This window comes from Enterocloster sp. OA13 (genome assembly GCF_022440595.1).
In the GTDB taxonomy this organism is placed as follows: domain Bacteria; phylum Bacillota; class Clostridia; order Lachnospirales; family Lachnospiraceae; genus Enterocloster; species Enterocloster hominis.
Genome location: NZ_JAKNTF010000001.1, coordinates 4020096 through 4043407 on the forward strand (window position 1 = coordinate 4020096; position 23312 = coordinate 4043407).

The 23312-nt window shown below is 53.8% G+C and carries 16 protein-coding genes; 1 reads left to right on the forward strand and 15 read right to left on the reverse strand.

The features are described 5' to 3' along the window. Positions 1 to 59: 59 nt before the first annotated feature. From MCJ35_RS17830 to MCJ35_RS17860, 7 genes are all read right to left on the reverse strand, one after another. On the reverse strand, positions 60 to 1610 hold the full coding sequence (locus MCJ35_RS17830; protein WP_025486128.1) for a response regulator: 1551 nt from the start codon (positions 1608 to 1610) through the stop codon (positions 60 to 62). Positions 1611 to 1628: 18 nt separating this feature from the next. Next, on the reverse strand, positions 1629 to 3416 hold the full coding sequence (locus MCJ35_RS17835) for a sensor histidine kinase (protein ID WP_240299598.1): 1788 nt from the start codon (positions 3414 to 3416) through the stop codon (positions 1629 to 1631). 247 nt (positions 3417 to 3663) lie between these two features. Beyond that, positions 3664 to 5001, reverse strand: a complete 1338-nt coding sequence (locus tag MCJ35_RS17840) for an amidohydrolase family protein (RefSeq protein ID WP_025486125.1) — start codon at positions 4999 to 5001, stop codon at positions 3664 to 3666. A 58-nt stretch (positions 5002 to 5059) separates the two neighbouring features. Then, a complete protein-coding gene (locus MCJ35_RS17845) occupies positions 5060 to 5521 on the reverse strand; it encodes a hypothetical protein (RefSeq protein WP_025486123.1) in 462 nt (153 codons plus the stop codon). A 14-nt stretch (positions 5522 to 5535) separates the two neighbouring features. Continuing rightward, the gene (locus MCJ35_RS17850; RefSeq protein ID WP_240299599.1) at positions 5536 to 6432 is read right to left on the reverse strand and encodes a DUF3100 domain-containing protein; all 897 of its coding nucleotides are present in this window, start codon (positions 6430 to 6432) and stop codon (positions 5536 to 5538) included. A gap of 104 nt (positions 6433 to 6536) precedes the next feature. Further along, the gene (locus MCJ35_RS17855; RefSeq protein ID WP_008718877.1) at positions 6537 to 7436 is read right to left on the reverse strand and encodes a LysR family transcriptional regulator; all 900 of its coding nucleotides are present in this window, start codon (positions 7434 to 7436) and stop codon (positions 6537 to 6539) included. A 109-nt stretch (positions 7437 to 7545) separates the two neighbouring features. Next, positions 7546 to 9696, reverse strand: a complete 2151-nt coding sequence (locus MCJ35_RS17860) for a M13 family metallopeptidase (protein ID WP_240299600.1) — start codon at positions 9694 to 9696, stop codon at positions 7546 to 7548. Between the two features lie 298 nt (positions 9697 to 9994). Between MCJ35_RS17860 and MCJ35_RS17865 the strand changes: the two genes are divergently transcribed. Then, positions 9995 to 11458: an FAD-dependent oxidoreductase gene (locus MCJ35_RS17865; protein ID WP_025486119.1), complete on the forward strand. Its 1464-nt coding sequence runs from the start codon at positions 9995 to 9997 to the stop codon at positions 11456 to 11458. A 72-nt stretch (positions 11459 to 11530) separates the two neighbouring features. Here MCJ35_RS17865 and ilvD read toward each other — a convergent pair whose 3' ends face one another. From ilvD to MCJ35_RS17905, 8 genes are all read right to left on the reverse strand, one after another. Next, positions 11531 to 13315, reverse strand: coding sequence for a dihydroxy-acid dehydratase (ilvD, locus tag MCJ35_RS17870; protein WP_034577722.1), 1785 nt, complete (start codon positions 13313 to 13315; stop codon positions 11531 to 11533). Positions 13316 to 13368: 53 nt separating this feature from the next. Continuing rightward, a complete protein-coding gene (locus tag MCJ35_RS17875; RefSeq protein WP_025486117.1) occupies positions 13369 to 14829 on the reverse strand; it encodes a DUF4340 domain-containing protein in 1461 nt (486 codons plus the stop codon). Next, positions 14826 to 17090: a DUF7088 domain-containing protein gene (locus tag MCJ35_RS17880; protein ID WP_025486116.1), complete on the reverse strand. Its 2265-nt coding sequence runs from the start codon at positions 17088 to 17090 to the stop codon at positions 14826 to 14828. Before MCJ35_RS17880 ends, MCJ35_RS17875 begins: the two co-directional genes overlap by 4 nt. Beyond that, complete coding sequence (locus MCJ35_RS17885; protein WP_025486114.1) at positions 17087 to 18025, reverse strand: ABC transporter ATP-binding protein; 939 nt, start codon at positions 18023 to 18025, stop codon at positions 17087 to 17089. Before MCJ35_RS17885 ends, MCJ35_RS17880 begins: the two co-directional genes overlap by 4 nt. 64 nt (positions 18026 to 18089) lie before the next feature. Beyond that, positions 18090 to 19493 (reverse strand): Sapep family Mn(2+)-dependent dipeptidase, encoded by a 1404-nt coding sequence (locus MCJ35_RS17890; RefSeq protein WP_025486112.1) that lies wholly within the window; start codon positions 19491 to 19493, stop codon positions 18090 to 18092. A 25-nt stretch (positions 19494 to 19518) separates the two neighbouring features. Beyond that, the gene (locus tag MCJ35_RS17895) at positions 19519 to 20595 is read right to left on the reverse strand and encodes a M24 family metallopeptidase (RefSeq protein ID WP_025486110.1); all 1077 of its coding nucleotides are present in this window, start codon (positions 20593 to 20595) and stop codon (positions 19519 to 19521) included. Between the two features lie 8 nt (positions 20596 to 20603). Further along, positions 20604 to 21998, reverse strand: a complete 1395-nt coding sequence (locus tag MCJ35_RS17900) for a Sapep family Mn(2+)-dependent dipeptidase (protein WP_025486108.1) — start codon at positions 21996 to 21998, stop codon at positions 20604 to 20606. A gap of 106 nt (positions 21999 to 22104) precedes the next feature. Further along, positions 22105 to 23310 carry a M20 metallopeptidase family protein gene (locus MCJ35_RS17905; RefSeq protein ID WP_034577720.1) on the reverse strand — a complete coding sequence of 402 codons (1206 nt, stop codon included), beginning with the start codon at positions 23308 to 23310 and terminating at the stop codon, positions 22105 to 22107. Positions 23311 to 23312 lie beyond the last annotated feature (2 nt).

Genomic DNA, 23312 nt, shown 5'->3' on the forward strand with positions numbered 1-23312 from the left:
TGATACATATTATAAAAGGAGGCGGCCATAAAATGGATACTAATATTTTGGGATTTACTCTAATTTTTTGCCATGAACTCGCTGGGCGTCAGCCCCTCAGATTCCTTGAATATCTTGAAGAAATACGTGTAGCTGCGAAACCCCGACTGTTCAATGATTTCCTTCATGGTCATATCATGGCGTATCAGCAGGCTCTTTGCCTTGTTCACCCTCTGCTGGTTCAGATACTCCACAAACCGCTGTCCAGTCTCCTGCTTGAACTGCCTGCTGAGATAGGTGTAACTGCTGCCGGTGACCTCGGCGCATTTTTCCAGGGAAATGTCACTGGCAAAGTTCTTCTGGACATAGTTAAGGACCTGCTGTATGACAGGTGAATATGCCTGCTTATCCGGCTGCGGACCGGCTTCCCGGCTGCGCGCATATAACTCCAGGATATCCTCCCGGAACTGCTCCAGGATTTCATACTCCCGGATGCGTTCCAGAACCGCATCCCTGTCCTTTTCATCCACTTCCCGGCCCTGCGCAATCAGGCCCGCCAGACGCTGGCTGATATCCCTGACCCGCTCCAGGGGCGCCCTTATCTCTTCCATCCAGCCAAAGAATCCGTTCAGCGTTTCCGCAGTGCCTCCCGTACCGCTTTCCAGTTCAAATACCAGCTGCTTCCAGTAGCTGGGAGGCACATCTTCCGTGCCGTAATGAAGCCGTCTGGCCATGGCAGCCGCAGTGACACGGTTCCCGCCTATGTATAATTTGTCCTCCAGCAGCCCATCCATCTGACAGGCGTCCTTCACCGCTGCCTGAAGGTCCGTCTGGGGATTGCCGCATATGATGGTAACCGTAAGGTCCAGCATGCGGATGATCTGGCGCTGAAGCCTTCCTGCCAGGTTTTTAATCACATTCAGCATGTAAAGGGTGCTGGTGACACCGTTAAATGAAACCAGCAGGATCAGGTGCTCCTGCCTGGTCTGCCAGATCAGGTACCCATATTCCTTGCCCAGGATCTGCCCCAGGATATCAATCACCGCCTTGCAGATATCGTGCTTATAATCAGCCGGTTTTACCCCCGGCGGAAAGCTGTAATCCGGGCTGATTGCAATGGCAGCCATATTGGAGCAGCAAAAATCCAGCACGCCGCTGTCCGCCATGTTCCTGATATTGTCCGCCGTGAATTCCTTCCTGTCATAAAAGCAATACCCGACACGGTGCCGGATGGTCCGTTCCTCCGGCACGATCTTATATTTATCCCTTGCCTGGTCCAGGGCTGATATGAGATGTTTCCTGGTCAATTCATGTTTCAGCAGGTAATTGGCTGCGCCGTTTACAAGGCTCCCCCTTACATAGTCAAAATTGTCAAAGGCGCTGATTGCTATGACCGGAAGGAACTCATTGATTACATGGATCATACGGATTAACTCCACGCCGTTCATCCCCGGCATCTGCATGTCGCAGAGAAGGATGTCGATATCATTTCCCCGCAGCCAGTCCAGGGCCGCCTTTCCATCGGAGAAATCAGCCACCACTTCGTAGGATTCGTTTTTCTCCAGCAGTTTTTTAATGGTATTCCTGCTTATCAGCTCATCATCCACAATCATCAGCTTTATTTTTGCCATTTATCCCCTCATACCTCCTTATTCCTCCCCCGCGCTGTCCACTGCGGGCAGGACTAATACAGCCTTTGTATATTCCCCCGGGCTGCTTTCATAACGGATTCCGTAGTCCTCCCCAAAGAACAGACGGATCCTGGCATTTACATTGGAAATGCCGATCCCGTTAAAACGTTTCCTGTCTCCTGCCGGGGTGCCAAGGACTGCCTCTATCTGCTCCTCCGTCATCCCTTCCCCATTGTCCTCTATGACGATGTTCAGCCTGTCCTCCTCCCTCCATGCCTCAATCTGGATGGTCCCCTGCCTGGACAGGTCCGCGGGCAGGCCGTGGTAGATTGCATTTTCCATGATGGGCTGCAGGATAAAGCGGGGCACGTACAGTTCCTTTGTATCCTCACTGATTTTCTTTTCCACGACAAAGTCATAGCTTCCGCTGTATTCAACAATGGTCAGGTAATTATCCACGTATTCCAGCTCATCCTCCAAGGTTATCATGTCGTTCCTGCGGTGCATTACATTCTGAAGCATGGCATTCAGGGAATGGATCAGGGGGACGATGTTGTCCGCGTGCTGCAGCTTTGCCATCCAGACCACATTGTTAAGCACATTGGAGATGAAATGGGGATTGATCTGGGCCTGGAGGAAATCCATCTCAATCAGCCGTTTCTGCTTTTCCTCCTCAGTAATCCGGTGCATCAGTTCCCGGATACGCACTACCATGTGGTTAAAGGTATGCCCCATCTGCCCTATCTCGTCCTCGGCCCTGACGGCATAGCTCACGGACAGGTTGCCTGCGGAAACCTTCTGCATGCTGTCCTTTAACACCGTGATTTCCCTGGTGGACCTGGACACCACCAGGCCGGAAAGCAGGCCTGCCAGCAGGAGGATCACAACCATGATGGCCCCGGTAAACAGCGCGGTCCGGTATATATCCGCCGTATAATAATCCGATGGCAGGGCCATGGTAAAGGTCCAGTCCACATCATCGGCTTCAAATGTATTATACACATACCCCTGTATGGGATGGGAGATATCCAGCAGCTCATCGCCGCAGTTGGAGAAAATAAGGGACCGGCTTCCGTTTGCAACCTGGAACCGGCTTCCCTCCGGAAGGTTGGAGGAAAACATGTCCTCTATGACGCCGTAATCAAAATACATCACGGTGTAGCCGATTATCCTCTGGTTCCAGTCCGTAATCCCCCTGACAGCCGGAACCACGTAGTCGCTGTTATAGGTGGACTTACCGCCCTCCACGTGGATGGGCTCCAGCATGACGATATTCTTCTTAAGCCTGTCCTGGTCCAGCTGCATGATCCGTTCATAGACATCCCCCTGCCCCTCCACCAGATGGGAGGTGGAAAAGGTACATGTTTCATTTACGATCACGCCAATTCCCACGATATAGTACTTATAGCCGTTCAGGTCATTGATGAATTCCTTTATGATCCTCCTGTTTTTCAGATATTCCATGTTCCACTGGCCGTTCTCCATGATGGTCCGTTCATTCAAGGCTTCCACGGGCCGTATGATGTTCCTGTCATTGAGTGAAACCATGGCCGCCATATAGGAGGTATCTGTCAGCAGATACTCAAAGGCCTGGCACGCATCCCTCATGGTGCTCTCTGAAATGTCCTTCAGGTACGTACCTGCCATCTTACTGCTGGCAGTATACCAGACCGAGGTTATCAGGATGCTGCAAAGCATCAGGACAGCCGTGATGACCAGCAGTATCTTGTTCCTGATTGTCATGTGTTTTATCATTGCCATATGTTTTATCATTGCCATGTGTTTTGGCATCCCCATACCTTTCATATCACCCTCCCACAACAGACCCTTCCTTTTACCATTGTAACATTGCATTGGCAAATATGTTATATGAGTTTTTGATGTTTGTTATGTTTTTTTGCGTTCCCATCCCCTGCTAATACCGCAGTGCCATTCCTGGCTTTCATTCATTGCCATACATTTTTCTTCCGGACATCGGAAAAACCCCTTTCATCAGACTATTTTGTCTGACAAAAGGGGTCCGCTTCATAACGGTTGGATTCCACGGTCCTATCTAATATGCGCGCTTAATGATTTCCTCCATATGTACCTGCGCTTCCCTGCGTATCTTCTCCTCGTCCAGGGTCAGTACTTCCCGGTTCTTCATGACTATCCTGCCGTTGATGATGGAATCCGTCACGTCATGCCCGTTGGCTGCCTCCACAACCGTGTTAATCAGGTTCTGGGTGGGGGTCAGATGGGGCTGGTCTATGTTCAGAAGGATCACATCCGCTTTCTTCCCTTCCTCCACCGTGCCCAGGATGCCGCCCTTGCCAATGGCGTTGGCGCCGCCCCAGGATGCCATCTTAAGAAGGGTGGGGCAGGTCATGACCACCGGGTTAAAGGACGGGAGTCCCCAGTATGCCATCATGCCGTAGCGCAGCACCTTCATCTCATCAAACAGATCCAGGTTGGATGGGGCCGCGCCGTCGCAGCCAAGGCCCACGCTAAGTCCTGCCTGAAGGATCTGGGGCGTCTTTGGGAATCCATGGTTGGAGAGGTTGGCCCTTGGGCAGTGGATTACCTTTACATCCCGGCTGGCCATGATGGCTATGTCCTCGTCGGAAAGCATGACGTTGTGGGCAGTCAGGAGGTTGGGGCCGAGGACGCCCATGGACTCCAGGAACTGGGCCGGGCGCAGCTGGTAATTCTGCAGGCAGAAGCTGACCTCGTCCTTGTGCTCACACAGATGGGCATGGATCCCCGTGTTCAGTTCAGCAGCGGCATCCCTTACCATGGCAATCAAATCCCTTGAACAGGTCATGACCTGGCGGATGGCAAACCAGATGGATATCCTCCCGTCCCCTTTGCCGTCATATGCCTGGTACAGCTCCCGGGTGTGCCTGACTGCTTCCTCTGCCGTCTCCTTCATTGCTCCGGTAATTGCATTGCCCATATCCATGGTGGATTTGGCAATGGCCGCACGCATGCCTGATTCCAGCACCGCGTCAGCCACACGTTCCATATGGACGCCGCCGGAATCCGCAAATGAAGTGGTCCCGTTCTTAATCATCTCCAGACAGGCCAGCTGTCCGCTGATATAGGAGTCCTCCGGCCTTAGGTTGCTCTCAAAGGGAACCAGGAACCTGGTCCACACCATGGGGTATTCATCCGAAACCCTTCCACGCAGAAGCTGCTGGCAGGTATGGGTGTGTCCGTCCACAAGACCAGGCATCAGGAGCTTGCCTGTCCCGTCCAGGGTTTCCGATGCCTGGAAGTTCTCTTTCATTTCCCCGGAGGGGCCGATTTTCTTAATCCATGAATCATGGATGGCAACGCTCCGTTCTTCTGAAACCGTCATGTCCGGGTTAAGGACCCGGCATCCGTTGATTAAAATATCACATTTTTCCATTCTGGATCATTTCCTCCTCGCTATCATGGCTTTACGCCTCTTTGTCCGGCGGTACGGCTTAGATTGCTCCCGTGGCCCGCAGCACCAGATCTGCCACGAAGGCAGAGAATATAAAGGTTCCTGTTATCACAAGCAATGTAATCACAACCATCTTCCATCCCATTTTCGCAAAGTTTTTAAGGTCCTTGCCAAGGGAAATCCCTGCAAACGCACCTAATGCGGTGGCAGGAGCCATGAATGCCACCTGGGATGTGACCTGGATGATCACGTCCTTGACCGGAGATACGGGGCAGGCCAGAAGCAGCCCTGTAAGGGATACATACATCATGGACGGAAGTTTGATAAAACGGCTCATGAACCTGCTGACTGTCAGGCCGAACAGGGCAATGGCGCAGAGTACAAGGATTCCTGCTATGGAATCAGCCAGGGGCATCTGATAACCAATCATATTGGTCAGTATCATGATTACTGCCACAAGGCACAGAAGACCGGCCTGCTGGATACAATATTTCCTTACCATTTACGTTCCCTCCCTTATTTCCTGTGATTTGATTTGCGTCCGATTTTGGGTTCCAGCCACGCGTACAGTTTCCTGGTAACAGGAAGTCCCACAAAGGTTCCCATGTAGATTCCGGTGATTCCTGTCAGCATGTCGCTGGCGCCGCCCATTACCATGATGTCTTCCGCGTATGAGGGATAGATTTCCCCCAATGTCCCTGCCGCCGCGGTCATCATGGAACCGCTGCCCACCCCGCTTGCCATGCCCATGGCCAGTGGATGGAAGATATTCCAGGATGCGACCACGCCTGCCAGCAGGCTGACAAACACGGTTCCGATGACAGAACCAACAATATATACCGCAAACGTCCCCTCTGTCTCCTTTGCATCCGGCCCGTAGATATCCGTGGTCAGGCCCAGGTTTGAATCCCTGTTAATGGAGTAGCATGCGCCGATGGCTTCCTTTTTCAGGCCCAGCAGCAGCGCGATGGGAAGTGAGATGAAAATGGTTCCCAGATTGCCGAATTCCTGCAGGATCAGGGCCGGTCCCACCGCCACCAGCTTGGCCAGGTTGGCTCCGGCAGAAACACCCATCTTGGCCATGAAGGGCGCCAGCGCCACCAGCACCAGGCTTCCTCCCAGCTTGCATTCCCCCTGATTGAACATCCGGATCACATCCGGTCCCAGGAGTCCGCCCAGTATGACTGCGAATACCATGGGAAACAGGGTCAGGGTGCCGATCCCGATGTTAATCTTGATGGTTCCCACTGAATCACAGACCAATGCCAGCACTACTGCCGCTGCATAGACTTTCCAGTACTTTCTTATGACGGCCTTTACTTGTTCCATACGTTTCATTTCCCCTTTCTTCTGTATGCCTCCGGTGCTAAAGCGCACCGGGATTGACAGGATACCTTTTGTTGATTTCATCATATCACAGGGCCTTTCACTTCTGTAGACAGAAAAAAACGATGGGAATCCATCGTTTTTGCTGATACTATATGATATTTCCATGGTTCCTTAACCTTACTTCCCTTCTATGCCTCCTTTTCCCCCACCAGTTCAATGAAACGCTGGGCCATGTCCGACAGCAGGTAATTCCCCTTCACAATAAAGCCAATCTCCAGGTTCACCCCATCCTTAATGGGGATGGCCCGGATATCCCCATAAGCCCTGTCCGCCGTATGGTATCCGCTTCCCACCACGAACCCCTGGTTTGTCCGCATGATGGAATACGCGGCCGCGCGGTCCGTGACGGAAATCACCTTCTTCATGCGGTAGTGGGGGATGATGACTTCCGTATAGGCCGGATTGGCATCCGTACTCCTGTCATAGGTGATGAATGGATACTGGATGATTTCCTCGGTCCGTATCTGGCTGCATCCTGCCAGGGGATGGCCCTCATGGAGATAGACATGGGCTGTCCGGTAGGCAATATGGTTGAAAATGATCCCACGTCCCCTGAGTTCCTGCATCATCTGGCCTTTCAGCTGTTCCGCAAAAAAGATGACCCCCAGATCCGCCAGCCCCTTTTCCACCTGCTCAAAGACCCCGGATGTCTTGCACTCCCTGAATCCCACGTTATATTCAGGCACATCCAGGGACTGTATGATGGACATGAAGGAATCCATGCCGCAGATATGGTGCTGGGCCGCCACATAGAAGCCGTGGCCGCTGTCCTTTTTGTCCTCATACCTTAAATCCAGATAGTACAGGCGGTTCAAGATTCCCTTGAACTCAATGAACAGCTCCTTGCCGTCACCGGTCAGCATGACGCCTTTGGGCGTCCTTAAAAATGCCTTAATCCCATAATGCCCCTCCACTGCCCGCACTGCCTCCGAAACACTGGACTGGGCTGCAAACAGCCGCTTGGCCGCCTCACTGATGGAGCCTGAATCAGCTACCGCTACAAAATATTTCATCTGCTGTAATGTCATGACCTGGTCTCATTCCTTTCTCCAGGGCGGGCGCGGATCCCCATCCATCCGCCCGCGTTCCGGAACACTGCCCTATCAATAGCCGTGCCTCTTTCCCTTATCTATGAATTTACCAGATTCCGGGGCGGTTTTCAACCTTCTGATACATCCCGTCCCCTTCTTTTACATGAAATGCAGTATAAAAGTCACTGGTTGCCGATAACACTGCGTTCACCCTTATGATTCCCGGGGAATGGACATCGTTGGTCATGACATAGGCCAGGTACTCATCCCTGTATTTACCGGCCCATAAGGCTGCGTAGGCTTTATAAAGCTCCCTCAGGTCGTATCCCTCATCTTTTGCTATCTCCGTCACGCAGGAAACCCCGCCCAGGTCAGCTATATTCTCAGTGGCGGTAAGGCTTCCGTTTATCTTGGTTCCGTTTACCTCCATGGTGTCATAATAGTCCACCACCTTGGCTGCCAGCTCCTCAAACCGCTGTTTATCCTCAGCAGTCCACCAGTCGCGCAGGTTGCCCTTTTCATCGTATTGGGAGCCGCTTGTATCAAAAGCATGGGTGATTTCATGGCCGATTACAGAGCCGATACGCCCAAGGTTGGTGACCGGCACGCCCTCGGGGTCATAAAAAGGAGGCTGGAGGATTCCTGCCGGGAACACGATTTCATTGTTGCCCGGATTGTAGTAGGCGTTAACGGTCTGAGGCGTCATTTCCCATTCCATCCTGTCCACAGGGTCATCCTTGGTCCTGAACATATAATCCTGGTCAGCCTTCCTGATGGCCAGGATATTATCCACATAGAGGCCGCCGTCCTCCGGCGCCGTCAGCTTCAGGCTGTATCGGTCCTGGGGCCATTGTTCAGGATACCCCACCTTCACCATGATGGCGGCCAGTTTCTTCCGCGCCTCTGACCGGGTGGTTTCTGTCATCCACTCCATGTCCGCCAGTCTTCTGTCATACACGTCTATGACCTTGCGGACAATGTCCGTCACATCCTGTTTGGCATCATCATCAAAATACTTCAGGCAGAACAGCCTTCCGCACTGGAATCCCAGTTCCTGCTGGACAGACTCTGATACGGTCCTCTCAAAAGGCTTTTTTTCTTCCGTCCCGCTGACCGCCATCTGGTATTCCTGGGCCGCATTCAGGGATTCCATGTCTGTCATGGCGGAAAGGTCGGCATAGAGGCAGGTTTTCACATACTCCTTTAAAAGAGGCAGATTGTCCTCCGTGAGATAGGTCCCAAGCTTCCTGCATACGTCCGGTTCCGCCACCACGGTCTTCTCATCCTCCCTGATGCCATAAATCCCGCTTAACAGTTCCATGGAAAGGGCTTCCGGATAAATCGCGGACGCATCCCTGGCCGTATATACATTGTTGGTTTTTTTTGCATCATAAGTTTCTTCTATTTTCAGGGAGCTGGATGCCAGGTCCTTCATCATGGCGGTCACACGTTCCACTGTTTCCCCTGCTTCCCTGGTCTCCAGGCCATTGGATTCGTGGAGCCTGGTCAGATACTGTTTATATTCCTCCACCCGCTTTTTGTTGGATTCCTCTTCGGAAAACCAGACTTCGCGTTTCAGCCCCGTGTCCGGCTTTAACCAATACAGGGACTTAACGGAGGAGTCATCGCTGTCCCCTGTATATACCAGCCCCGCCAGGCTATAGATGCCGTAATCCTTCTGGAACCGGAGGGATGCGCTTAAAAGCTCCCCTACCGTGCCTGCATCCTCAATTTTATTCAGGAATTCCCCTGCCCGCTGGCCGTAACCGCCCTTCTCCCTGGCCTCCCGGTCCAGTCCGGTCAGGTTCAGGGCGCGGATGTTCTCCTGGTCGCGGATTTCCCCGGTGTCTGATTGGGCCGGGGTCCCTCCGCCATCTTCCCTGCTTCCGGTCCCGCTCCCTGATGAAACCTTCTGGATCATATCATTTACCTTATTATAGTTCTCCTCCCTCACCTTACGGAACCAGCTCATCTCCGGCTGGTCGGCAGGGATTTCCCAGCCGCCCAGGGTCACGTGGTTCACGGCATTGTAGAAATCATCCACATAGTCCGGCGCACTGCCCTGTCCGGATGCAGACGGCTGTCTGGATGCGGTTACGGCCTGTCCGTCACCGTCCATCCCTGCCGGGGATTCCATCCCCGTTCCCGGGTCCTGTTCCGTCCTGCCCGCCGAGCAGCCCCATACCATGGCTGCCACAGCAACCGCCATGGCCCCGGCAATCATCCCTTTTGCTGCCATACATTTTATATGTCTCATCTTATTCTTCTCCTTTACCATGCCTTTAAAACCAATCCTGTACACGCTTCTTATTATAACCCAATTCTACTGGTTATCCTGCATTTCCATATCTTAATAATACATGCGGTATCCAATCCATTATACCCCATACCGCTGCAGAAAAAAAGGCGTGGGCCTTCCTATTCTTCCGTTGGGAAATCCTTCGTTTAATAATCAGATAATCGGTAAAGACTATATAAAAAGGCAGCCGGGCCGATAGATAATGAAAAAAGCCACCGTTATATGCTTGGCAGAAAACCTGGATTGGAGCAGAAAAATGGAAAACAAATATACTGAAAAATCAAAATCAATATGGAGCATGACAACCCACCTGCCGCCCAGGAATCCCCTGCCCGGGGACCTGACCGTGGAGGCGGCCGTCATTGGCGCGGGCATGGCCGGAATCTTAACCGCCTACCTTCTTCAGAAGCAGGGAATTGATGTAATTGTGCTGGAGGCAGACCAGGTTGCCAGCGGGCAGACAAAAAACACCACCGCGAAAATAACAAGCCAGCACGGGATCATTTACCAGGACCTGATTAAAAAGCTGGGGAAACAAAAGGCAAGGACGTACGCCCTTGCCAACGAAGCAGCTATCCGGGCCTACGGGGAGATTGTAGGGGAAGAGAAGATTGAATGCGGTTTTGAACGGCTTCCATCCTACCTTTACACCAGGGAACCGTCCATGGTGGTGAGGCTGGAGCAGGAAGCCCAGGCCGCCTCCGCCCTGGGAATACCGGCCCATTTCACCCAGATCCACGGCCTTCCCTTTGACACCATGGGCGCCGTATGCTTTGAAGGGCAGGCCCAGTTCCATCCCCTGGCGTTCCTGAAACATTTATCCCAAAAAGTGACTGTCTATGAGGGCACACGTGTGCTGAAGGTAAAAAAGCATATGATATGGACGGACCGTGGAACGGTAAATGCAAAGCATGTGGTTTTTGCTTCCCATTACCCCTTCGTGAACCTGCCGGGCATGTTCTTTGCACGCCAGCACCAGGACAGAAGCTATGTGCTGTGCCTGGACCACCCGGATCAGCTTGACGGCATGTTCTACAGCGAGGACAAGGACGGCCTTTCCCTCAGATGGACCCACGGCGCCCTCCTCCTTGGCGGCAATTCGCACCGGACCGGAAAAAACAGGACGGGCGGGGAATACCAGCGCCTGAAACAGGCGGCAAAACAGTATTACCCGGACAGCAGGATCATTGCCAGGTGGTCTGCCCAGGACTGTATGCCCCATGATGATATCCCGTTCATCGGAAGGTACTCCGTGTTCAGGCCCTTCTGGTATGTTGCAACCGGGTTCAAAAAATGGGGGATGACCTCTTCCATGCTGTCCGCAATGATCATAAGGGACCAGATCTGCGGACTTCAAAACCCATACGCAAGACTCTTCTGCCCCCAGAGATTCCATGTCAGGGCATCCCTCCCAAGCCTTCTGACCGATATGGGTGAAAGTGTCATCTCCCTTACAAAGGGCGCTTTCCACCTGCCCCTCCGTGCCGCGGACCTGAAAGAGGGTCATGGCGGCATCATAAGGATCGGATTCAAACGGTATGCCTGCTATAAGGACGAAAAGGGAGTCCTGCACAAAACCTCTGCCCGGTGCCCCCATCTGGGCTGTGAGCTGGAGTGGAACCCGGCGGAAAAGACCTGGGACTGCCCATGCCACGGTTCCCGGTTCGATTATGACGGCAGACTGATTGACAATCCGGCACAAAAAGGGAACGCTTTTTAAGGCGTTCCCTGGCGTTTTCTGGGGTTCCCTCCCCATCCACAAATCTGCCGTGTTCCAAAAACAGACCTGTCCCTAATCCATATACGCGCCCTTCATGGCGCTGACCGCATGCTGGGCATACAGCTTTAAGATACCCTTTGTATATTTGCTCTTAAACCCTTTCCAGCCCTTCTTTCTCTGTGAAAGAACCACATCCATTTCCTGAGGCGTCTTTTCCACTCCATTGACACCCACGATATTAAGGGACCTCTTTTCCAGATTCAGTTCAATCAGATCCCCCTCCTCAACCAATGCAATGGGGCCTCCTGCGGCTGCTTCCGGGGACACATGGCCGATGACCGGGCCGCGGGATGCGCCTGAGAACCTTCCGTCTGTTATCAGAGCGACACTGGCCGCCAGCTTCGGGTCGGAACAGATGGCCTCGCCGGTATAGAACATTTCCGGCATACCGCTTCCTCTTGGGCCTTCATAGCGGATGAACACGGCGTCTCCCGGTTTCACCTTTCCGTGAAGGATGGCGTCAATGGCTTCTTCCTCGCTGTCAAAGGGACGCGCCGTAAGGCGGCTGTTAAACATGCCGGGCGGGCAGGCCGTATGCTTGATGACCGCCCCTTCCGGCGCCAGGTTGCCTTTCAATATGGCAATGCTTCCATTGGTGCCGATGGCATGGTCAAAGCCCCGGATGATGTCCGTCCTGGCAATGTTCCTGTGGATTGCCTGGCTTTTGCTCTTAAGTATCCCATCACAGTGTTCATAGTAACCGCTCTTTTTAAGGTCCTCCAGGTTTTCCCCCAGCGTCTTTCCCGTAACGGTCATCACATCCAGGTGGAGCATTTCCTTAATCTCCTCCATGACCCGGGGAACTCCTCCTGCATAGTAGAAATACTGGGCCGGCCAGTCTCCGGCCGGGCGTATGTTAAGGAGGTAATGGGCGCCCCTGTGAAGCCGGTCAAAGGTATCCGCATCAATCTCAATACCGAACTCATGGGCAATGGCCGGGATATGCATCACCGCGTTGGTGGAGCCTGAGATTGCGGCATGTACCATGATGGCATTCTCAAAGCTCTTCATCGTGACAATGTCCGCAGCCGTGATGCCCTGCCGGACCAGCTGAAGCAGCTGTTTTCCCGCGTCATAAGCAGCCTGGCGCAGTTCCGGCGCAGTCGCGGGCATCAGGGCGGTTCCCGGAAGCATCAGGCCCAATGACTCCGCCATCACCTGCATGGTGGATGCCGTCCCCATGAAGGAGCAGGCGCCGCAGCTGGGGCATGCGTGCTGTTTATAATAGGTCAGCTGCTCATCTGGTATCTCATGGCGCTCATACTGGGCGCTGAACTTGCCGATCTGCTCCAGGGTGAGAAGCTCGTTGATGGCGCAGCCCGGGTCATCCTCCGTATATTCGGGGGGCAGTGTAAATGCCTCCATCACGCCGCCTGTCACCATGATTGCGCTCATTTCCTTTAAACGGCCGATGCTCATGAGCATGGCTGGCATGGCTTTGTCGCAGCTGGCTATAAATACCCCGCCGTCAAAGGTGGTTGCGTTGGCCTGTACTTCAATCAGGTTCACGATGGCGTCCCTGTGGGCCAGGGAATAATTAATCCCGTCATGCCCCTGTCCCATTCCATCGCACATGTCCGTTGCGTAATACCGCGCAGCCTTCCCGCCATTTTCATCAACGCTCCGTACTGCTTCTTCCACAAACTGGTTCAGGTGGCTGGACCCCGGATGGCTGTTGCCATATGTGCTTTCAATCATTATCTGGGGTTTCTCAAGGTCGTCCAGCTTCCACCCCATCCCAAGGCGCAGCGGATCCATCTCCGGCGCCAGCTTGCGGACTTTTTGGCTTCTTAACATAATATCTTCTCCTATAGAATCATCTTTTTTTGTGGTTATAAAACCAGGCCGCCTCATGAAAGAGGAAGCTTATTCACTTCATTGATAAGGCTGTTGACCCTCTGCCTGTTCACAAGCAGGAATGCCTGTCCATCCACCTTTGCCCCATAATAGTTCTGGTCATAGGGAATCAGTTCCACGGTCATGTCCCCAGCGGTTCCCGGTATGCACCGGTATTCGATGGTAAGGATTGGAGGGCCAATCAGCTGGGAGGCCATGTCCGAAACCCGCTTTTCCGCCGCAAAACCATAGAGCGGGTAATAAAAGGCATTGAACTCAGCCTCCGTGATTTCATGTCCGTTCAGGGTATAGGCCGCCTTGTTCCCATCCTCTGGATGGGTGACGGCAAACTCCGCCTTCCCGTTGTCCCACGTCAGCGTAAGATTGGTGAGCGTCTCCGCCTTAACCGGAGCGATGCTTAAGGAAAGGAAATCCTCCGCCGCCAGATGCATGAACGGTTCCAGCCCGTCCTTCCTGACGGTATAGATTCCCTGTCCGCCTTCCGGATACACGTAGGTATACCGTCCATCCCCGCTGTCCTTTCCAATATGGAGCGCGAAATCCTGGACCGCACCTGTTTCATCCTCCTGGCGGGAACCGTCCTGCCGGGAGCTGTCCTGCCGGGCACTGTCCTGCTGGGAGCTATCCTGGCGGGCACTGTCCTGATAAGCAATCCGAATCAGACTGCCCGTTTCCTTCCCGCCCAGTCCGTATTCCTCCATCTGGCCTTCCGACGGGCGGTATACCGCCATCTCCTCATACCTGAGCTTCACCAGCTTGCCCAGGCATCCGGATACCAGCCCGGTGTCGGCGGGCCTTAACGCCCCGTCATCCTCCGAGACGCTCCAGGAGCCATCCCCTGGCCCCGGCCTTTGAAAGGTAAATGTTCCTCCCTTTTCCTCAATGGTTACCATGGTCATGTTGTCCAGGCTGATTCCCGGCAGTGTCTCACGGATTGCCATGGCGTTCAGGCTGCTTGAGAACAGGTTGGAAAATGTGGAATCCACCGTGTATATTTTCTCCGAACCCTCTACCGCCATGTAACAGTCCCCCGTGGCGCTGTTGGTACTGCCCAGATAGATGGTTTCTGTACGGCCAGTCCCGGTCACCTGGATCACATTGGAGGGATGGTCCAGTCCATACCCGCCAAAATACCCGCTTCCCTCTGCCACAAAGCGCCGGGCGGTAAGCCGCGCGGTCTTATCCAGCATGGTGTCCACAAAGCCCTGGTTCAGGGGAAATGTCCCATCCTCCGCGTATACCCATCCATCCTCCTGCCTTACAAGGACAATCCTTTCGTCCCCGCTTTGGAAGGCAATCCCGGTCACCGTATCCGCATCCATGGAATACACCACCAGGCTTTCCTCTTCCCCTGCCTTTCCCCCGGCGCCTGAGGGCATCATGATATAGATGATAAGAAGCAGGAGCGCGGTCACCGACGCCAGCAGAAGGTTTCTTTTCTGTTCTTTTTTCATTGACGTCTCTTCCTCCTTATGCACAGGATGCTGCCGCCAGCCATCACGGCAGCCGGGATTGCCAGCACGAACAGTACGCTCCAGCCCATGGCCTGGGCCGAGGTGAGCCTTAAGGATGCGGATGAGGTGGGCTTGGGACGGATGGTCATGCTGTTCTCCTGCTCTGTCATCCATCCGATTGCATTTAATACAAGGTTGGTGTTATTGCCCCCGACCATTTCATCCATTTCCTCCATCAGCATACTGGAGCTGGAGAACCAGACAATCCTGGTCACGCCTCCATCGGTCTGCTCCGAAGCAGTCACCCCGGTTGCAAACGGCCCTGCCGGGTCCCCCCGCTTATATCCAAGGGAAGAGCTGTCTGTCTTTATATAGGAATTGGGGGACGTGGTAAGGATCCCCTTTACCTCCACCGTACTGCGCACATCCTCCGTCTTCACAATACCGTGGGAATTAGGCATCAGCAGAAGGCTGCCCTCTGCAATGAACGGCTCCGTTATCTGGCTGCTCCTGATTTCAGGAAGCAGGAAGTTGGGGTAGGATGGGATGCTGTAATTGCTGTCCCCTTCCACAATCATGCCCTGAACCGCCGATACGCCGTAACCGGCCAGCACCTGATCCAGGTTCGGCATCTTCGCCGCGGTGATACCGGTAATCAGAAGCATGCGTCCTCCCTGTTCCAGATACGAGGTAAGCACCTCCCTCTCCCGGTCGGTAAGGTCAGAAACCGGAACGTTAAGGAACAGGCAACCCGCATCCTCCGGCACCTGTCCTGCTGCAGTCAGGTTCAGCCTCCCGGTCTCCACACCCTCCTTTTCCATTGCGGCGGCAAAGGACTCCGTCAATTCATTTTCTCCATGTCCGTTCATCAGATAAACCTTGGTCAGGACATCCGAAGTCACATAGTGGATGGCGCTGGTAATCTGGCCTTCCCCGTCAAAATCAGTGGAGGTCCTGCCCGTATCATAATCATAGTTGACCGGATACAGGTCCGTATTGCGCAGTACCCTGGAACGGTTTTCCCCCGCCACTATGATGCTGTTGTCACTGACCTTATCCGATGTATAATTTGACACAAATGCAGGCGTCAGGACAGGGTCCACATATTCCACCGTGATATTTCCGTTTAAATCCCTGTATTTCTCCAGCAGCTGCGTGAGCTTCTGGTCTTCTTTTCCCCTTGGCGCGATCAGATACAGGCTGACAGGGGAGGTGTTGGATTCCACCAGCTCCCTGGTCTGGGGGGAAATGCTGTAAAGCCCGGAGGCGGACGTGTCATACCTGGTGTACCGTCCAGGCAGCTTATGTGAAATCATATTGGTTAACACCACGATCACGGTCATAAGGATGCACATTGCCACTGCATACAGGCCAATCTTAAAATGCCTGCTTTTCAATGAATCCCATCTGCGCTTTTCCACTGACTGTACCGCAAAAAACAGGAACAGCACCACAACCCCCAGATAATATACAAGATGGGTGACATCGAATATCCCATCCACGAAATCATAGTACCGCCGGAACAGGGAAAAGTACCCTAAAAAGCGTGGAAACGCCCCTTCAAACATGGAACTGTCCACCAGGTAACACGCCCCCAGCGCCACTTCACATACGCTGGCTGTCAGGACGCCCGTGGACAGGCTTTTCGTCATCACCGCAAGCAGGATACCGCCAAGCACGATCACAGCCCCGAAACCTGCCAGTGAATGGAGCGCCTGGATACCGATCAGGCCGCTCATGCCATTAATCAGGTAGCTGCAGAGCATGATTGCAAATGTGCCCACAGCCGCTATGATCTGGCTCTCAGTAATGCTGGAAATAAATATGCCTATGGCAATGCAGGCCGCCCCCATGAAGAAGAATGCCAGGAAACAGGAATAGGATTCTTTCAGGGGCACCGCCCCATAGAGGGACAGTACCAGCGGGCAGGCCGCCAGTATGATAAGCGGCGCCGCAAACACGGTGAGGATGGCAAGGAACTTGCCCAGCACGATCCTCCCCACCTTTACCGGGGCCGTGAACAGAAGCTGGTCTGTTTTCTGTCTCTGCTCCTCCCCCAGTGCGCGCATGGTAATGACCGGTATCACGATCAGCAGCACAACGGTCGTATTGCCCAGCACATACCCGAACTCCGGCACGCCGCCCTGAAGGTTGAAGGCAGTGAAGAATACCCCTGCAATCAGCAGCAGGAACGCCGTATACAGGTACCCCATCATGGAGCGGTAGAATGAAAGCACCTCTTTTTTATAAATCGCTATCATGATCTGTCCCTCCCCGTCAGTTCCAGGAACACGTCCTCCAGGCTCATGGCGGCGGACTGAAGCTCCATTATGGGACAGTCGGCTCCTGCCAGCAGCCGGAACACCTGTGCCCTGGGGTCCGTCTCCTCATCCGTCTCCAGGTGGACGGCTGCAAAGCCTGATTCATGGGGCGCCGTGGTAATGGCCCGCAGCCCCCGGATTCCTTTCAGCAGTTCCCGCAGAAGTCCCGGTTCACCCTGGACCAGCATATCATAGACATTGGTGCGCTGCATCCGTCTTCCAAGGCCCTCCGGCGTATCGCTGGCCACCAGTTTCCCCTTTGACAGGATCAGTATATGGTCACATACGGCGCTGACCTCAGACAATATGTGGCTGCTGAGGATCACGGTATGTCCTTTCCCCAGTGATTTTATGAGTTCCCGGATGTCGATGATCTGTCTGGGATCCAGCCCCACGGTGGGTTCGTCCAGGATAATGACCTCCGGGTCCCCTAACAGGGCGCAGGCAAAGCCCACCCTCTGCCTGTACCCTTTGGACAGGTTCTTAATCAGGCGCAGCCTCATGTGGGTGATGCCGGTCAGCGCCATCACCCGCTCCACTTCCCCGGGAAGTCCCTTTCTTGGGACACCTTTCAGTTCCCCTGCAAATTTCAGGTACTCCTGGGGATTCATATCCGGATACAGGGGAGGGATCTCAGGCAGGTACCCGATATGGCGTTTGGCCTCCTCCGGCTCCAGAAAAATGTCATGTCCGTCAATAAGCACGGTTCCCTCGGTGGCAGACAGATAGCCGGTAATTATATTCATGGTTGTGGATTTACCTGCTCCGTTAGGTCCCAAAAAACCGTATATCTGTCCTTTTTCCACTGTGAAGCTCAAGTGGTCCACTGCCCGGAAGCTCCCATATTGTTTTACCAGGTCCTTTACTTCTATCACTGGTCCATTTCCTCCCTCATATCTGGCACTTAGTGCCTCCCGGCGCGTCAACGCCAGTCAGGCCCTAGTTCCTGGTCAAAGCATACATGGCATTTCCAAACAGCTTTGCGTCCAGGATATATTCATCAATGTCAATACACTCATCCGGCCTGTGGCACAGATCCGGGGTTCCCGGGAAAATGGAGCCGAAGGGCACGATATTCGGCACCACCTGCGCATAGGTCCCGCCCTCATGGCTGGGGGTCGAATCCCTGCCCGTCAGTTCCTCGTAAACGCCCCGCAGCGTCCGGATCATGGGGTGGTCCATGGGGAACCTGTATGTGTTATGGGCATCCACCTCGTCTATCACCATTCCCGCCGGAACAACCTGGGCAGTAAAATCCGCTGTCACCTGGTCCTTGTAGGTATAGGGATAGCGGATATTGACCACCCATTTCAGTCCGTCCTCATCCACATCCATCTTCGAAAGGCTGAACGTAAGCCTGCCGCACTCATCCTCGCGTTTCATGCCAAGAAGGCTTCCGTCCGTGGTCATTCCTATCTTCTCAGCAAAGAACCGCAGGAAGGTCCCCATGGAGCCGTCAATGCCCAGCCCGTCTAAGAACATCAGGATTGCCACAATGGCATTCTTACCGTTAAAAGGCGTACAGGAATGGGCGCACAGTCCCCTGGAGGTAAGCCGTATCCTGGTTCCCTCCCGGCTGGCCGTCACATCCCTTCCGGTGGTCCGGCGGTACTCCTCAACCAGTCCCATCACGCGCCCTGCCTCTGTTTCATCCGAGGCCTCCAGCTCTGCCGAAGCCCTGTCCGGTACCATGTTGAGGATTTCCCCTCCATGCAGTCCCACGACCCTGACCTTGGAAGTGGATTTCCCAGTCAAACCATAGGACATGAAATAATAGTTAATCCCCCTTTCCGTAAAGGACATGGGGAAAAGTCCGTCCGGCGTGAATCCGGCGTCAGGCGCCCCGCACTGGGATACATAATACTTCATGTCATCCATGCCCTTTTCCTCATTGGTCCCGCCCACGATGCGGATACGGTAATCCCCAAGGGGCAGTCCGCATTCCTTAATGGCATGAAGGGCATAAAGAGAAGCGATGAAGGGGCCTTTATTGTCCACGGTGCCACGTCCGTAAACCCGGTTATTGTGGATTTCACCGCCAAAGGGAGGATACGTCCATCCATCCCCCTCCGGCACAATATCCAGATGGGCAAACACCCCAACCACCTTGCTTCCTGTGCCGTATTCAATATAGCATACCCTGTCTCCCACATTTACAACCGTCTCAAAGCCCAGCTTCCTGCCCAGGTCCATGGCAAACTGCAGGGCCTGCCGGGACGCCTCCCCGTAGGGCGCGCCTTCCTTCGGCTCGCCGTATTTGCTGGGTATGCGTACAATCTCAGAAAGCGACTCCACCATCTGCGCGCTGTTCTTTTCAATACAACTGTTTAATTCTTCCATCATCGTCCTGATCCATCCTTTCTCCCTGTCAGACAATCTCCAGTTCCTTGCTGTAGGAATTAAGTATCTCGCACCCATCCCCGGTCACCAGCACCAGGTCCTCAATGCGCACGCCCACATTTCCTTCCAGATAGATGCCTGGTTCTATGGAGAAGATATTGCCCGGACGGGCTGTTTCCTGGTTCGCACTGGACACATCCCCATAATCATGGACCTCAATCCCGATAAAATGCCCCAGCCTGTGGGTGAACTTATCGCCGTAACCAGCGTCCTCAATTACCTTCCTGGCCGCCGCGTCAATATCACAGAACCTGACGCCTGGTTTTATGATTGCCTCTGCTGCCCGGTTGGCCTGAAGCACCAGTTCATACACCCTGCGGTGTTCTTCATCGGACACTTCCCCGCAGAAAAAGGTTCTTGTCATGTCCGCGCAATAACTGTCCTTCTTGCATCCCACATCCAGAAGTATGCAGTCCCCTCTTTTAAGGGCAACGTCCCCGCAGCGGTAATGGCCTATGGCCGCATTGGACCCAAAACACACGGAAGGAGGGAATGACAGGTCATCGGCCCCCAGCCTCTGGTATATCTCTTTTATCTGGTTGGACACTTCACGCTCCGTCACGCCTTCCTTTAACAGCGCCTTAAATTCAGCCATGGCCCTGTCATTGATGGCGGAAATCCTGCGCATGGCCTCCATTTCCTCCTCATCCTTCACGGCCCTGGCCCCGTCCACGCAGATGGATGCATCCACATATTCCGTGCCGCATCCCATGGACATCAGGGGCAGAAGGAAACGCGCCGGCATATTTTTATCCACCCCCAAGGGTTTGGCATGGTCCGTACAGTCTGCCAGCATCTGAAGATACGGGTCCGTGTCAGAAAAACGCACGGTCTTCACGCCGGGATCTGGCGGAAGGGTGAACATATTGTTCACAAAGAAGCAGTCATCCCTGTGACGGCCCAGGTATAATGCCACCAGGCGCTCCCCTGCATCCACCCAGATGCCTGTCAGGTAAAAGATGGAGTTGGCGTCGGTTATGATCATCTGTTCCAGTCCCATCCGTTCCAGCCTGTTAAGTACTTCATCCACTCTCGTCTTCTTCATATGCCCTCCTAAAATTCAATCTGCATCAGCCTGTACAGCGCAAGGATATAGATCTTCAATGACATCTTAAGCCGGTCAATGCCGATTCCCTCATCAAATGTATGTATCTTCCCCACAAAATCAGGAAGCGGCTCAGCCGGGATCTCAGTCCCAAAGCTGATTGCGTTCTTAAAATGACGGGCATAGGTGCCTCCGCCCATGGTAAAAGGCTTGCCGTCCACCCCGCGGATTTCATTGCCGGCATCCAGGCAGGCTTTGATTTCCGGCTTATCCACACCGATATAGAAGGGAACGCTGTCCTCCACATCCGTTACCTTTACCCCATACCGGGCGCCCAGATCGGACAGCTTTTTCACCAGGTCACTGCCAGTGGTATTGGTTGGATATCTGGAATCAAAGTTCTGCTTCAGCACACCGTCCTCCATCCTTATCATCCCGCCGATGATGCTTAACGGCGGGAAAATGCCATCGTCACACTGGATACCCAGCCCATGCCCCTGGTAGTCCTCACACAGCAGGGAAACGACCTTCAGGAATTTTTCTTCCTCTTTGGTCACAAGGCTGTTTTCCAGGAGATAATCCGCAATCAGGCCGATGGCATTAATGGTCCCCTCTGCATGGGAGGCATGGCCTCCAATACCGGCAGCCTCAATCCTTACGCCCCCGTCCACGGCAGTAACCATAATCCGGTCTGCCTCCGGGCACTGTTCCGGATTGGCGCGGATAACCGCGGACGCCTGATCGGCTACCGCGTTATGGGCCATACCGCCCTGGAAATCCATGATTGCCCCGTCTTCAAACCGCCCGCTTGTAAAATTGCCGCACAGGCAGCCTTTCTCCCCGTTACACAGCGGGAACTCCGAATCCGGTGTAAAAAGGAATACCGGCTCCTCATAGTGATGGATATAGTATTCCACATCCTCCATGCCGCTTTCCTCATCACAGCCCGCCATCATCCGCAGACTGTAGGGAAGGGGGGCGCCCAGGTCCTTAAAAAACTTTCCCATATAATAGGTGAGGATCAGGGGGCCTTTATTATCCACAACGCCCCGTCCCATCAGGTAACCGTCCTTTACCACCATGTCATACGGGTCTGTATTCCATCCATTGCCCGCAGGAACCACATCCAGGTGTGCAATGGTGCCGATGTACGCCTCTTTTTCGCCGGGAAGCTCCGCGTAGCCCAGGTAATCCTCACAGTTCACGGTCTTAAATCCCATACGGCCTGCAATCTCCAATGCCTTGTCCAGGGCGCGCCTTATCTCCCTGCCAAAGGGGGCGCCTGTTTCCGCCTCCGACTTCACACTTGGGATATCCACCACTGCCTTTATATCCTTTATGATATCCTCCATGTTTGCCTCTATGAACGCATCTGCCTTGCGCAGTAATTCCTGTTCTGTCATATCTCTCCTCCTTATGGGCATGTAATGTGCTTTTCTTTTAACAGGACCCCTGCCGAACCGTATGGTCAGGCAGGGGTCCGTATGATGATACGTATGGATTGGGGGTTTACATATCCTGCCAGTCAAAGGCGAACTGGGTCATGACTGCCACACCGGACCAAAGGGTCTGTTCATTCAAATCGAATCTGGAACTGTGCTGCGGGAAATCCCTTTCATCCCCAAAGTTTCCCCCATGATAATAATACACGCAGGGAACCCGTTTTGTAAACTCACTAAAATCTTCCCCGCCAGGGATTGCGATTTTTACCTCTATCACATTTTCCTTTCCCAGGGCTTTTTCGGCAATGGGGACAAACCTTCGCACCATCTCAGGGTCGTTGTCCGTGGTGCCCAGGTAATGGCCGTATCCAACTTCAGCCGTACAGCGCATGGTCTTGGCCACGCCCTCGAAGATTTCCGTCAGACGCTGGTAATAGAACGCCTGGTCCTCCTCGTTGTTGGAGCGGATGGAACCTTCCAGGCAGCAGGTATCGGGGATGATATTATTCTTATCCCCTGCATGGAACATGCTCACCGCACAGATGGCCGGCTTGTTGGGCTGCTTTTCCCGGCTGAGCACGGCCTGAAGCTCTGTTACCGCGTAGCAGGCGGCCAGCAGCGGGTCCGCCCCAAGATGGGGCTCCGCGATGTGGGCGCTCTTTCCATGGAATTTAGCCCACCAGCCAGTGATACAGAAGGAGGAAGGTTCCGGTGTCCAGCCAATCTGGGCAGGCCCTACCTCCTGGAAACGGCTGGTGCCTGAATGATGGCCGATCATGGCGTCCACCTTCGGATTTTCCAGCACACCGTCCTCTATCATCTTAAGCGCCCCGTTATCCCCTTCCTCGCCTGGCTGCCATATCATTTTCACGGTGCCGCGAAGCTTATCCCTGTTCTCGAACAGGATTTTTGCGATTCCCAGGCCCATGGCCGTGTGACCGTCATGGCCGCAGGCATGCATACAGCCGGGATTCCTCGAGGCAAACGGAAGTCCTGTTTCTTCCAGGATGGGCAGGGCGTCACAGTCAGCCCGGATTCCAAGGCATTTCCCCGGAAGGCTGCCACGGATCACGGCCGCCACGCCGTGGCAGTCCTCCCCGCCGATTCCTGAACGCACTTCCTCTATCCCGATTTCCTTTAACACCCTGAGGATGATTTTCTCGGTTTCCACGGTCTTCATCCCAAGCTCCGGGCACTGGTGAAGTTCCCTTCTCCAGTCAATGACCAGATCCTCCACTGATTTAGCAAGATCTTTTGTAATGATATCTGACATAT